This is a genomic window from Streptomyces sp. NPDC019890 (genome assembly GCF_044903445.1).
Taxonomy (GTDB): Bacteria; Actinomycetota; Actinomycetes; order Streptomycetales; family Streptomycetaceae; genus Streptomyces.
This window is the reverse complement of the sequence record NZ_JBJDQK010000002.1, coordinates 400,464-412,512: the sequence shown is the minus strand read 5'-3', so window position 1 is coordinate 412,512 and position 12,049 is coordinate 400,464. Positions and strand designations below refer to the sequence as shown.

At 69.3% G+C, this 12,049-nt stretch carries 12 protein-coding genes, 2 tRNA genes and 1 pseudogene; 12 read left to right on the top strand and 3 right to left on the bottom strand.

Features of this window, described 5'->3' with window-relative positions:
* The first annotated feature begins 29 nt into the window (after window positions 1–29).
* The gene (locus tag ACI2LP_RS06300; protein ID WP_404723383.1) at window positions 30–638 is read left to right on the top strand and encodes a hypothetical protein; all 609 of its coding nucleotides are present in this window, start codon (window positions 30–32) and stop codon (window positions 636–638) included.
* Between the two features lie 208 nt (window positions 639–846).
* Entirely contained in the window at window positions 847–1,923 is a 1,077-nt protein-coding gene (locus ACI2LP_RS06295; RefSeq protein ID WP_404723382.1) for a hypothetical protein, read from the top strand.
* A gap of 104 nt (window positions 1,924–2,027) precedes the next feature.
* Here ACI2LP_RS06295 and ACI2LP_RS06290 read toward each other — a convergent pair whose 3' ends face one another.
* The gene (locus tag ACI2LP_RS06290; RefSeq protein ID WP_404723381.1) at window positions 2,028–3,152 is read right to left on the bottom strand and encodes a M48 family metallopeptidase; all 1,125 of its coding nucleotides are present in this window, start codon (window positions 3,150–3,152) and stop codon (window positions 2,028–2,030) included.
* A 120-nt stretch (window positions 3,153–3,272) separates the two neighbouring features.
* On the opposite strand from ACI2LP_RS06290, the gene ACI2LP_RS06285 reads away from it, so the two are divergent.
* The 7 genes from ACI2LP_RS06285 to ACI2LP_RS06255 all read left to right on the top strand — a co-directional run bounded on the left by ACI2LP_RS06285 (window position 3,273) and on the right by ACI2LP_RS06255 (window position 7,609).
* Window positions 3,273–3,437 (top strand): hypothetical protein, encoded by a 165-nt coding sequence (locus ACI2LP_RS06285; protein WP_404723380.1) that lies wholly within the window; start codon window positions 3,273–3,275, stop codon window positions 3,435–3,437.
* A gap of 119 nt (window positions 3,438–3,556) precedes the next feature.
* A complete protein-coding gene (locus ACI2LP_RS06280; RefSeq protein ID WP_360881018.1) occupies window positions 3,557–3,718 on the top strand; it encodes a hypothetical protein in 162 nt (53 codons plus the stop codon).
* A 38-nt stretch (window positions 3,719–3,756) separates the two neighbouring features.
* The gene (gene nadD / locus ACI2LP_RS06275; RefSeq protein ID WP_360881020.1) at window positions 3,757–4,380 is read left to right on the top strand and encodes a nicotinate-nucleotide adenylyltransferase; all 624 of its coding nucleotides are present in this window, start codon (window positions 3,757–3,759) and stop codon (window positions 4,378–4,380) included.
* Between the two features lie 19 nt (window positions 4,381–4,399).
* Window positions 4,400–6,148, top strand: a complete 1,749-nt coding sequence (locus ACI2LP_RS06270; protein ID WP_404723379.1) for an LCP family protein — start codon at window positions 4,400–4,402, stop codon at window positions 6,146–6,148.
* Between the two features lie 189 nt (window positions 6,149–6,337).
* The gene (gene rsfS, locus ACI2LP_RS06265) at window positions 6,338–6,769 is read left to right on the top strand and encodes a ribosome silencing factor (RefSeq protein ID WP_360881029.1); all 432 of its coding nucleotides are present in this window, start codon (window positions 6,338–6,340) and stop codon (window positions 6,767–6,769) included.
* On the top strand, window positions 6,766–7,431 hold the full coding sequence (locus ACI2LP_RS06260; protein ID WP_404723748.1) for a histidine phosphatase family protein: 666 nt from the start codon (window positions 6,766–6,768) through the stop codon (window positions 7,429–7,431). The genes rsfS and ACI2LP_RS06260 overlap by 4 nt, the downstream gene beginning before the upstream one ends.
* A 105-nt stretch (window positions 7,432–7,536) precedes the next feature.
* Window positions 7,537–7,609, top strand: a tRNA-Ala gene (locus tag ACI2LP_RS06255).
* A 97-nt stretch (window positions 7,610–7,706) separates the two neighbouring features.
* On the opposite strand, the gene ACI2LP_RS06250 is transcribed toward ACI2LP_RS06255, so the two are convergent.
* On the bottom strand, window positions 7,707–8,588 hold the full coding sequence (locus ACI2LP_RS06250; RefSeq protein WP_404723378.1) for a helix-turn-helix transcriptional regulator: 882 nt from the start codon (window positions 8,586–8,588) through the stop codon (window positions 7,707–7,709).
* A 193-nt stretch (window positions 8,589–8,781) separates the two neighbouring features.
* Between ACI2LP_RS06250 and ACI2LP_RS06245 the strand changes: the two genes are divergently transcribed.
* Together ACI2LP_RS06245 and ACI2LP_RS06240 are read left to right on the top strand one after the other, a co-directional pair.
* Window positions 8,782–10,119 carry an MFS transporter gene (locus ACI2LP_RS06245; RefSeq protein ID WP_404723747.1) on the top strand — a complete coding sequence of 446 codons (1,338 nt, stop codon included), beginning with the start codon at window positions 8,782–8,784 and terminating at the stop codon, window positions 10,117–10,119.
* 238 nt (window positions 10,120–10,357) lie between these two features.
* Window positions 10,358–10,591, top strand: a complete 234-nt coding sequence (locus ACI2LP_RS06240; RefSeq protein WP_040916346.1) for a hypothetical protein — start codon at window positions 10,358–10,360, stop codon at window positions 10,589–10,591.
* Between the two features lie 226 nt (window positions 10,592–10,817).
* On the opposite strand, the pseudogene ACI2LP_RS06235 reads toward ACI2LP_RS06240, so the two are convergent.
* Window positions 10,818–11,567: pseudogene (locus ACI2LP_RS06235) on the bottom strand (glycosyltransferase 87 family protein); the annotation flags it as partial.
* A 328-nt stretch (window positions 11,568–11,895) separates the two neighbouring features.
* Between ACI2LP_RS06235 and ACI2LP_RS06230 the strand changes: the two are divergent.
* Window positions 11,896–11,968 (top strand) — tRNA-Ala (locus tag ACI2LP_RS06230).
* The last annotated feature ends 81 nt before the right edge of the window (window positions 11,969–12,049 follow it).

Here is a 12,049-nt window from a genome sequence, read left to right as displayed (position 1 = left end):
AACCGACCGGCCAGGTCTACTCTGAATGCGTGCCGGACGACGTGGGGGGCAGGCCGTTCCCGGACGGCTGGGAGCCCGACGACGACCGCGGGGGCGCGGACGAGGACTTCGCCACCGTGGTGTTCGACGAGGACTTCGTACGGGCCGCCGAGTTCCATGAGCCGACCGCCGTCGAGCGGCTTCTGGCTGCCGCCCAGGCCCGCGCCGAGGCCGAGGCCGCACGGGGCAGATCCCGCGGCGGAGTGCCCGACGAAGAGCTCTACGACGACGGGTACGGCCTCGGTGAGTACGGCCGGGAGCGGGCGTACGACGACGGCACGGACTTTGACGACGACGAGTACGTCGGGCCGTACGGCAGGCACGGCGGTGCGTTGCGCCCCTACCGCGGCAGCGCCCGCTGGCACCGGCCCGTGGCCTGGATACTCGCCCTGGTGATGGGCATCGGAATGGTCGCCCTCGCCTTCACGGCCGTCTACCGAGGGGCCGCGGGCAACCGCCAGGACCGGGTGCCGCCGCCCGCCACGACCGGCGTCGACGCCACACCCTCGAACGGCTCGGCCACGGACCGGGTGAGCGGGCCCTCCGCCTCCGCTGAGTACTCCGCGCCGCCGGTCTCAGCCGATCCTCGCACCCCCTGACCCCCTGCCCGTGAACCCCTGACCCCCTGGATGCGCACATCCTGACCTTTCTTGATCTTCTCGACCTCCTTGGAACGGCCTCTGATCAGCCCTTGAGCAGCTCCTCCCCAGCCGCTGTACGAGCTCTTGAACGACCGCGTGAGAACTCGTCAGAGTTTGTCGTGCACCACGGCGTTTACCGTGGCCCCGCCGGACCTACCCTGAAAGTATGGCTGGGCGCAGAGACCCGCCTGAGGGGACACCCGAGGGGCTCCCCGGCGGTGGTGAGGACGAGTACCGATCCGTCGTCTTCGACGAATCGTTCGTACGGGCTGCGCGGCTGCAGGAATTCTCCGCACAGGAGCGGATGGCCGAGCACTCCCGCGCCGTGCGCAGCCTCCCCGCCTGGGGCCGCAGGACCGGGGCCAAGCAGATCCTGGTGCTAGTCCTGCTGATCGCGATGGCCTTCGGCACCGCGATCTACCTGGGCATCCGGCATCCGTACCAGACCCCGGCCTACAAGCCGGCGGAACCGTTGCGTATCACCTTCATTCCGCTCGCCCCTCAGGGCCCGGTCCCTGGCGGCACTCCCGCCGACCTCTATGCACACAGCCCCGCCGCGAACTTCCGCATCGGTGCCGCGGGCATCAATCTGCCCGGCGCCCGGCACACCAAGAGCTTCTCCGAGGGCCAGGTGATGACGGCTCTGACCACTGCGAAGGACTACCTGGTGGAGTCCTCACTCGACCCCGATGTCCTCACCGGCGCCTCGGTGCGGCCGGTCCGGTTGCTGCTCGACCCGGACCAGTACGGCCAGTTCGACCGGAGCATGACCTCCTCTGCCGCCGACGGCCGCCACGCCGCCAGTGGATGGCTGGTGCGCTACGACCCGGCGAAGGTGGCGCTGGCCGATCCCCAGGTGAGGGTGCAGGGCACGCTGCGCGTCGCCGAGGTGGGGCCCGACGCCCTCGAGGTGACGTCGGACCACACCTTCGCCTACGCACTGCGGCCGACCGGGGTGAACAGCACGCGGGCGGGCGATGCCTCGCTGTTCACCGTCCGGCGCGAGCTGCACTTCCGCTTCGACCGGGACGATCTGCGCCAGCACCGGGCGGAGGTGCTGGTCAGCTACGTCCAGGCCGGGCCCCAGGCCTGCTCGGCGGACATGACCGGCGTCCTGCGCCCACTGCTCGCCGGCGAGCGGGCGACGGCGTCCGGGCCGGCCGGAACCGACCCGTACGCGACGGGCCGACCCACCGCGGCGCTCTGCGGCACGCTGGCACCGGGCGCGCAGCCGTCGCCGTGACCGGCGCCGTGTGCTCGCCGCAACCCGGTGATCCGCGCCCGTCGTGCCCGGGCTGAGCGCTCGCCGTGCCGTCGCGCTCCGTCCCTGGCCCGGCCCGCGTCGCCTCAGCCCTCGCCCGGACCCCCGCCGCTCTCGCTCGCAGGGCCGCTGCCGTTGCCGTTCGCCTTGCTCTCACCGGAGCTTCCGCCGGAGCCCGAGCCGCCGGCGCCCGCGCCGGTGAACTTGTCCCGCAGCTTCCCGCCCAGGTCGCCCGCGCCGCCGGCTATGTCGCCGACCAGCTTCATCAACGGGTCCTTGCTCGTGCGCACCGTCTCCGCATAGTGCGACGCGGACTCGCGGAACGAGTCGGAGACCGAGGCGTCCTTGTCCTCTGTACGCCGCGGGTAGTGGCCGTCCATGATCCGCTGGTAGTCGCGGCTCGCAGCCCACTTCTTCAGCTCGGCGGCCCGCACCGTGGTGAACGGGTGCGAGCGCGGCAGCACGTTGAGGATCTTCAGCACGGAGTCGCGCAGATCGCCGCCCGCCTCGTACTCCTCGGCCTGCTCGAGGAACGCGTCGACGTTCATCTCGTGCAGATGGTTGCCACCGGCGATCTTCATCAGGCCGCGCATCGACGCCTGCAGGTCCTGGCCGACCAACAGCCCGGCGCGGTCCGCCGAAAGCTCCGACTTGCGGAACCACTCACGCAGCGCCGTGACGATCGCCATGATCGCGACACTGCCGAGCGGAATCCATGCGATCTTCAGCGCGAGGCTGGTGAGGAAGAGCAGTATCGTGCGGTAGACGGAGTGGCCGGAGAGTGCATGGCCCACCTCGTGCCCGACGACGGCACGCATTTCCTCCTCGTCGAGCAGCTCCACCAGACCGGTGGTGACCACGATGATCGGCTCGTCCAGGCCGATACACATGGCATTGGGTCGCGGGTCCTGCGTGACGTACATCGCGGGGACCTTCTCCAGGTCCAGGATGTAGCAGGCGTCCCGGAGCATGGTGTTCAGATGCGCGAACTGCGCATCGCTCACCCGCACCGAGTCGGAGAGGAAGAGCAGTCGCAGGCTGCGCTCCGGCAACAGCCCGCTCAACGCCTTGAATACGGTGTCGAAGCCGCTGAGCTTGCGCAGGGCGACCAGCGCCGAGCGGTCCGCGGGATGTTCGTACGCCCGTGAGGAGATGCCCTGGAAGCGCTTGCGCTGCCTGCTGGGCACGTTCTCGTTACTGCTGTCTGTCATTCAAGCCCCCTGATGCCCCTGTTTGGTGCGAGTACTGGCTCGTCCCCCTGACGGACCCCAGCGTAGGTGCTGGGGTTACGGTGTGGCGGGGGCTGTGGATAACTGAGGAGTAGACCCGACATGCCGGACACCGCCGCACTGCTCGCCACCGCATCCGAGCAGCAGGGACTGGGCAATACGCTGCGCATCCTGCTGATCGCGTCGATCGTCGGAGCCGCCCTGCTCGCCTGGTTCCTGCTGCGCGGCTACCGCGGTGACGGCGCCGACGACCGTGACAACGACTGAGTCGGCGTGAGCGTGCCCGGGCGGCCCGCATACGATGTGCGCGAAGTCTCTCCGCTCCGTCGGATAGTCGCCTGAACCCGTCCCGAGCTCCGACTCCCGATCGATAGGTACTGCTGAAGATGAGCCTCGCCAGCACCGCCGCCAACCTGGTCACTCTCGCCGAAGGCGGCGAGCACGGTGGCAACCACGAAAGCCTCAGCCCCTACCTCACCGGTGGCGGCGCACTCTTCACACTCCTGCTGCTTCTGTGGATCACCACCCGCTTCAATCGCGACCGCTGAGCCCGGGCCGAGCCGTCGTGCCAGTAGGCTCTGCACGCATGGGAGAGCAGAAAGTGCCTACCGGTCCCGGTTCCGGCAAGCGCCGAATCGGCGTGATGGGCGGGACGTTCGACCCGATCCACCATGGACACCTGGTGGCCGCCAGTGAGGTGGCCGCCCTGTTCCACCTCGACGAGGTGGTGTTCGTACCGACCGGGCAGCCGTGGCAGAAGAGCCACAAGGCGGTTTCTCCGGCCGAGGACCGCTATCTGATGACGGTCATCGCCACGGCGTCCAACCCGCAGTTCTCGGTGAGCCGCATCGACATCGACCGCGGCGGGCCGACGTACACGATAGACACGCTGCGGGACTTGCACTCGCTCAACAAGAACGCGGATCTTTTCTTCATCACCGGAGCCGACGCTCTCTCCCAGATCCTGGGCTGGCGCGACGCCGAAGAGCTGTTCTCGCTCGCCCACTTCATCGGTGTGACCCGGCCGGGTCACGACCTGACGGACGATGGGCTGCCCGAGGGTGGGGTTTCCCTGGTGGAGGTTCCAGCGCTGGCGATCTCGTCGACCGACTGCCGGGCGAGGGTCGCCGAAGGCGATCCGGTCTGGTACCTGGTTCCGGACGGTGTGGTGCGCTACATCGACAAGCGCCAGTTGTACCGCGGCGAGTGAGCCACGGAGAGGGGCACCGTTGAACGACCAGCAGAATCCATACGACCCGTACTACCAGCAGCCGCAGATCATCGGCTACGACGAGTACGGGCAGCCGGTCTATCAGCAGCCCCAGCAGTACGACCCCTACGCGCAGCAGCAACAGCAGCACCCTCAGCAACAGCGCCCTCAGCAACCGCAGGGACCAGACCAGGGCTACGGCTACGACCCGTATGCCCAGCAGCCGCCGGGGACCGACCAGGCCCAGCAGTACGACCCGTACGCCCAGTACCCCCAGCAGGGCCAAGGACAGCACGGCCAGGGACAGCAGGGATACGGATACGGCTACGACACCGGTCAGCAGCCCGCGGTCCTCGACACCACCCAGCAGTGGAACATCCCGCAGCAGCAACAACTGCGGCAACCACAGCAGCAGGCTCCGGCCGAGCCGCCCGTGCGGGCACCCGGGCCCGACCAGGGGCAGGCCGCCGTGCCCGGGCAGCGCCGACCCGAGGCCGAACGTGAATACGGCACCGAGCAGTTCTCCTTCATCGAAGAGCCGGACGAGGACTCCGAAGATGTCATCGACTGGCTGAAGTTCACCGAGAGCCGTTCCGAGCGGCGCGAGGAGGCCAAGCGCCGCGGCCGCAATCGCTTCGTCGCGCTCGTGGTCGTGCTGGCGCTCGCCGTCGTCGGCGGCGTCGGCTACCTCTGGTACGCGGGCAAGCTGCCCGTGATCTCTGACACGGAGAAGAAGAGCAACACCGCGACGGGACCGCAGAAGCGGGACGTGATCGTGGTGCATCTGCACAACACCAAGAAGAAGGGCACTTCGACCGCCCTTCTCGTCAACAACGCCACCACCAAGCAGGGCACCACCGTCCTGCTCCCCAACTCCCTCTCCGTTGCCAACGACGACGGCACCGCCACCACGCTCGGCAAGTCGGTCGACGACGACGGATCGACGGGCACGCGCGAGGCGATCGGCACCCTCTTGGGCGCCAGGATCACCGGCACTTGGCGGCTCGACACCCCGTACCTGGAGAACCTCGTCGAGCTGGTCGGCACCATCGACCTGACCACCGACACCGAGGTGCCCGGCGCGAAGAAAGGCGAGGCGCCGCTGGTGAAGAAGGGCGAGAACCAGACGCTGAACGGGCGCGCAGCCGTCGCGTACGCCACCTACCTCGGGCCCGGCGAGGCCGAGGCAAAGCAGCTGCAGCGCTTCGGCCAGGTCATGCAGGCCGTCCTGAAGAAGTTCCCCGACGACCCCAAGTCGGCGACCGTCACGGTGGAGACGCTGGCGCAGATCCTCGACCCGTCGCTGCGCGAGAGCGACCTGGGCGCCGCGCTCGCCAAGCTCGCCGAGCACGCCAAGGGCGGCGACTACAAGACGGCGCTGCTGCCCGTCCAGCAGGACGGCACGCTCACCGCGCAGGCCGCCGACAGCGTCGTCAAGGACATCCTGGGCGGCGAGGTCACCGCACCGGACAAGGGCGCGGCCGTGCGCGTGGGGATCAAGAACGCCACCGGGAACGCCGGCTTCACCGAGAAGGCCCGGATCGCCCTGGTCAACGGCGGCTACGCGGTCCTCGACGGCGGCAAGGCAGACACCGAGTCGACCTCGAAGGTCACGTACGGGAACGAGGCACAGAAGGCGAAGGCGGTGGAGGTCGCCAAGACCCTGGGCCTGCCGGCGAGTGCGGTCAAGAAGGGCGCCGCGGCCGCCAACGCGGATGTCTCCGTGGTGCTCGGCAAGGACTACAGGCCGACCGGCCAGGACGAGTGATCGACCGGCGACGGGCGACCGCGATCGGAGATCGACCGGCGAGCGATCGAGGGGCTGTCGAGGACTGATCAAGGCGGGCGACCCGGCTCGTGATGAAGGCTTGCCGTCAAGGTCGAACAATCCCGGCATGGGCTGTCGGTGGTCCGTGAGACCCTTGAGGGGTACCTGACCGCCGACGAAAGCCTGCTTGTGACCGCCACGGACCGCTCCATCGAGCTCGTCAACACCGCCGCTCAGGCGGCTGCCGACCGGCTCGCGCACGACATCATCGCCTACGACGTCAGCGATGTGCTGTCGATCACCGACGCTTTTCTGCTCGCCTCCGCGCCCAACGACCGCCAGGTCAAGTCGATCGTCGACGAGATCGAGGAGCGGCTGAACAAGGAGCTCGGCGCCAAGCCGGTGCGCCGCGAGGGCGACCGCGACGCCCGCTGGATCCTGCTCGACTACGTCGACATCGTCGTGCACGTCCAGCACAGCGAAGAGCGCGTCTTCTACGCCCTGGAGCGGCTGTGGAAGGACTGCCCGGAGCTGCCTCTCCCCGAGGACGCCCGCAAGACCCGCGGCAAGGCCGAGGAGCACGCCCGGCTCGCCGGCGGACCGGACGGTGAGCTGAGCTGAACGGCCGCGACAGGAGCAGCAAGCGAGAGCGGGGTCGCCGTGTCGTTCTGTGGCGGCACGGCCAGACCGCGTGGAACCTGGAGCGCCGCTTCCAGGGGTCCACGGACATCACGCTGACCGAGAGCGGGGTCGCCCAGGCGCGCCGGGCGGCCCGGCTGCTCGCCTCCCTGCGGCCCGACGCGATCGTCGCCTCCGACCTGAAACGGGCGGCGGCCACGGCCGGAGAACTTGCCGGGATCACCGGACTCGACATCTCCTATGACGCCGCCCTGCGCGAGACATACGCGGGTGCCTGGCAGGGCCTGACTCACGACGAGATCGTCGCGCAGTACGGCGAGCAGTACGCCGCCTGGAAGCGCGGCGAGCCCGTGCGCCGCGGTGGTGGCGAGCTGGAGACCGAGGTTGCCGACCGGGCCGCTCCCGTGGTGCTGCACCACGCGGAGAAACTGCCCGACGACGGCACGCTCGTCGTGGTCAGCCACGGCGGCACAATCCGGACCACCATCGGTCGGCTGCTCGGCCTGGAGGCTCATCACTGGGAGAGTCTCGGCGGCCTCTCCAACTGCTGCTGGTCGGTGCTCGGCGAGGGCGCGCGCGGCTGGCGACTGCTCGAGCACAACGCCGGCACCCTCCCGGAACCGGTCCTCGGCGACGACGACTGACCCCACCCGGGCCCGGCCGTCGGCACCCCACCCCCGGATTTCACTTTCCGGCAGGTCGCAGGCTAAAGTTCTTCTTGTTCGCAGCGCGGAGCGCGAAGAACACGCGGGGCTATAGCTCAGTTGGTAGAGCGCCTGCATGGCATGCAGGAGGTCAGGAGTTCAATTCTCCTTAGCTCCACAGTCGAGATCCCGCTCGGTCGATTCGTTCGACCGGGCGGGATTTTCTGCTTCCCGGTCGCCCGGTCGCCCAGTCGCGCCGTCGCGCAGTTCCCGCATCAGTCGCGCAGTTCCCGCAGCAGCTCTATCCGTCGCAGGCTCTCCTCGTCGTTCGGTGTGTAGGCGACGATCCGGCACTCCGGCATTCCGTTGATCGACAGCGATACGGAGGTCATCCGCACCTCGCCTGTCTGCTCGTGCCGGAACGTCTTCACGCGCGGACCCGGCGGCAGGACGTTCCCGCTCTCCCACAGCTCGGCAAACCAGTCGCTGGCGGCCGAGAGCCGGTGGACGAACGACTCCCAGGCGGGCTCGCCCACATGCCGGCCGTACGCACCACGCAGCTGCGCCACCATCAGCGGCAGCTCCGAGTCGCGGAAAACCACCGGGCAGGCAGGCTCGGGCAGCGTGAAGAGCGTCCACAGCACGTTGCGTATGCCGAACGGCTCTGCGCGGTTGAGCGCAAACAGATCGCGGTAGGCGGGGTTGGTCGCGAGCACGTCGTACCGCGCGTTGTAGACCACGGCGGGACGCGGGTCGAGGGCGTCGATGATGCCCTGGATCTCCGGGCTGACGCTCTCCGCCGCCTTCTGCGGGTGCGGGGCGTACGGCACCTCCGCCAGGTGGTAGAGATGCTCGCGCTCCGGCTGGTCGAGGCGGAGTGTACGCGCCACGGCGTCCAGGACCTGGGCCGAGGCGTTGATCGGGCGGCCCTGTTCCAGCCAGGTGTACCAGGTGACGCCGACGCCCGAGAGCTGGGCAACCTCCTCGCGGCGCAGGCCCGGCGTACGTCGTCTCAGGCCCGGCGGCATGCCCACGTCGGCGGGCGTCACCCGCGCCCGGCGGCTGCGCAGAAACGCGGCCAGCTCGGGTCTGCGGCGATGGTGCGCCGCGCCCGTGGTGTTCGTCGTCGTCGCCGTCATCGTGGTCACATCCCCCATGGTCGAGGTCGGCGCCGGCCGTTGCCAGGTGCTGTCAGTACCAGCATCAGCGGGCTCTCGTTACCCGTACCGGAACGCCGTCAGGCTCTCTGCCATGACGACGACCCCGGTACAAACTCCACGGTTCAGTAGACACCCAGCCACTGACAACCGGCCACGGCTGCTGCTCGCGATCGTGCTTGCCGCGCAGTTCATGGCGCTCCTCGACACCTTCATCGTCAATGTCGCGGCCCCCACCATCCGGACCGAACTCGACGCGTCCGGCGCGGGGTTGCAGCTGGTCATCGCCGGGTACACCATCTCGTACGCCGTCCTGCTGATCACCGGCGCCAGGCTCGGCGATCTGCTCGGGCACCGACGGGCCTACCTGGGCGGGCTGTTGCTCTTCACCGCCGCCTCGCTCGCCTGCGGACTCGCCGCGGGCACCGGCCAGTTGATCGTCTTCCGGCTTGTCCAGGGCGCGGGTGCTGCCCTGATGATCCCCCAGGTGCTCAGCCTGATCCAGCGGAACTTCACCGGCGAGGGACGGGTGCGGGCGCTCGGCGCGTACTCCGCGGTCCTGGCCACCGGAGCCGCCGCCGGGCAGGTCGTGGGCGGTGTTCTGGTCAGCGCCGACCTCTTCGGCGCGAGCTGGCGGCCGGTCTTCCTGGTGAACGTCCCCATCGGCCTCCTACTGCTGGTGCTCGGCGCGCGGGCGCTGCCCAAGGACCGGCGCGACGAGCCCGAGCGCGCCCGCGGCCTCGATCTGCCCGGCCTGGTGCTGCTCGCCGCGGTCGTATCGCTCTTCACGGTGCCGGTGGTGCTCGGGCAGGAGCAGGACTGGCCGCCCTGGTCCTGGCTCTCGCTCGCGGCCTCCGCGGTCCTTTTCGGTCTCTTCCTGGCGTACGAGTCGCGGCTTGCAGGACGTGGCGGCGCACCGCTGATCACCCCGCGCGTGCTGCGCATCCCGGGCATGGGCCGTGCGGTGCTGCGAATCACACTCGTGATGGCGGTGAACGCCGGCTTCCTCTTCACTCTGACCCTGCATGTCCAGGGTGGTCTCGGCCACAGTGCGCTCCGCGCGGGGCTGACGTTCGCGCCCACCGCGCTGATCTTCGGAGCGGTGGGTCTGACCTGGCGGCGCTGGCCCGCAGTTCTCCAAAAGGCCCTGGTCCCGGGCGGTTTCGTGCTCACCGCGCTCGCGTGTGTCGCGGTCGGCGCGGTGCTGCGGGACGGCGGGGACGGCGGACTGTGGCTGTATGCCGCCTTCATGGGCGTCGGCGCCGGTCTGGCGCTCGCTTACAGCCCCACGCTCACGGGCGCGCTCGCCACCGTACGGCAGCAGGACGCGGCGGACGCCAGTGGTCTGTTGGTGACGGTCACGCAGCTCGGCCAGCTGATCGGCGTCGCCGCATTCGGCACACTTTTCCTGAATCGGCAGACAGTACCCGGGGCGCAAGGGTCCGCGGATGCCCTGTGGGTGTGCGCCCTCGCGCTGGCGGCGGCATCGATCTTGGGTGCGGTGGCCGGTCTCGTACGCAAACGCCAATGACCCTCTTGCGTGGTCATGGCAGAATCGGACGGCCGGAGGGGACACCGGCCAGTACGGGAGGGAGAGCACGATGTCCGCCAGGAACAGCGAGGAGGCCGATGACCTGCTTGCCACGGCGGAGGAACGTGCTCGTCTCAGCTGCCCGTCCTGCGGATCGGGGCATGTCGCCCAAGTCCTCGGCGACCATGGTGGAGTTTCTTACGTGTGCACGGCCTGCGGCCACAGCTGGAGCTGAATGATGGGTGCACACAGGCGGAAATGCGACTGGTGCGGCAGTGGTACGCCCATCGTCCGGGACATGGACCCGATCAATCCGGAGTACCAGTACTGGTGCGAGGAGTGCGCGCGGGCGCTGATCATAAAAGGCGACCCCATCGAGACCTACCGGGAACTCGAGGGGGAGCCGATCTACGGGCGGCTGCTGGATGAGCACTGCACGCTGAAACGGTTCTATTCGTTCGCCACAGCATGACCAGAATGGTCGCGGCCGTGAGCGGATAGAGAGCGGAAAGGACCATCTGGCTTCCGTTCTGGGCGAGTTCGAGTCGCCCTTGGCCGTGGGGCACCCACCACAGGGCGTACGAAAAGAACACCAGCCCCGCCGCTGCGGCCCACCCCGTCCTGCCGAGTGCCGCCACCAGGAGCACCATGGGCACGCACCACACCCAGTGGTGACACCAGGAGATCGGACTGATCAGCAGCGCCGTCGCCGCACCGGCCACGATCGCGCTGGCGCGATCGCCGCGCAGCGCGCACTCCACGCCCACCCCGAGCCCCGCCAAAGCGACGAGAGCGGCCGTCACGGCCCACAACGGCTCCGGATCGGGGGTGTGCAGCGCCCGGGCGAGCACACCGCGCAGCGACTGGTTGGCGGTGTCCTCGGCGCGGCCGACGCGGTCGGCCGCGAAGACCATGCCGGTCCAGAAGCGCTGGGAGTCGTACGGAAGGGCGACGGCGGACGCGAGGGTCGCGCCGAGAAAGACCGTGGTCGCGGTCGTCGCCCGCCGCAGCCATGGGTTCGGGCCCCCGCGCCGGGCGCGTACCAGTACCAGCCCTGCGATCAGCGCGAGCAGCGCGAAGAGCGCGGGAGTGAGCTTCACGGCGGCGGCGAACCCGATGCCCGCGCCCGCCCACCGGTGCCCTTCGCGGCGGGTGAAGTCCCACAGCACGGCAACCGCGATCAGCAGATTGATCTGGCCGTACCGCACCGTGGCCCACACCGGCTCGCACCACACGGCCGCCGCCGCCACCCAGAGGGTCGCCGTGGGCCGGTCCGCGCGCGGGTGGGTCAGCCGCAGAGAGAGGTTGACGAGGGCCACCAGAAGCAGCAGGTTCGCGGCGGTCGCCAGGGTGCGCATCTCGGGAACGCCGAGCAGCGTGAGCGGCGTGAACAGCAGTGCGGCGAACGGCGGGTAGGTCGACGGGAGGTTTGCCTCGGTGGTGCGCATCGCATAGAGGTCCGCCCCGGCGCGTACGGTCGCGCCCGCCGCCCGGTACACCATCAGGTCGATCATCGAGACGTCGGCGGCCCGCTGCGCCAGCCAGAAGGCCGTGAAGGAGAGCAGACAGACTGCTGCGGCGGCGAAGGCGGAACGTTGGGCTCCGGGCCGCGCGATCATGGTCACGAAACGGGACATTACCGGACCAGTTCGTACAGGCCGGAAACGATTTGGTGAAGCACCGGGGGGAGCGTGTACTCTTGCTGACGTCGCCGCGGGGGGGAACCTTCACACAGGAAACCCCCAGCTGGAAGGCCGGCAAGGCGGCACATCGCAAGGGGCTATAGCTCAGTTGGTAGAGCGCCTGCATGGCATGCAGGAGGTCAGGAGTTCAATTCTCCTTAGCTCCACTTCAAGCAGACATAGGGAAGCGGGGGGGGGGGGAGGGGGTGGGGCGGGCCCCTGTGGGGGTGGAAAGAGGCGGGCGCCCC

What these genes read in the sequence shown, in the direction of transcription:
- ACI2LP_RS06295 (WP_404723382.1), top strand. Translation starts at nt 847, where the DNA reads ATGGCTGGGCGCAGAGACCCGCCTGAGGGGACACCCGAGGGGCTCCCC.
- ACI2LP_RS06290 (WP_404723381.1), bottom strand. Translation starts at nt 3,152, where the DNA reads ATGACAGACAGCAGTAACGAGAACGTGCCCAGCAGGCAGCGCAAGCGC.
- ACI2LP_RS06285 (WP_404723380.1), top strand. Translation starts at nt 3,273, where the DNA reads ATGCCGGACACCGCCGCACTGCTCGCCACCGCATCCGAGCAGCAGGGA.
- ACI2LP_RS06280 (WP_360881018.1), top strand. Translation starts at nt 3,557, where the DNA reads ATGAGCCTCGCCAGCACCGCCGCCAACCTGGTCACTCTCGCCGAAGGC.
- nadD (WP_360881020.1), top strand. Translation starts at nt 3,757, where the DNA reads ATGGGAGAGCAGAAAGTGCCTACCGGTCCCGGTTCCGGCAAGCGCCGA.
- ACI2LP_RS06250 (WP_404723378.1), bottom strand. Translation starts at nt 8,588, where the DNA reads ATGGGGGATGTGACCACGATGACGGCGACGACGACGAACACCACGGGC.
- ACI2LP_RS06245 (WP_404723747.1), top strand. Translation starts at nt 8,782, where the DNA reads ATGGCGCTCCTCGACACCTTCATCGTCAATGTCGCGGCCCCCACCATC.
- ACI2LP_RS06240 (WP_040916346.1), top strand. Translation starts at nt 10,358, where the DNA reads ATGGGTGCACACAGGCGGAAATGCGACTGGTGCGGCAGTGGTACGCCC.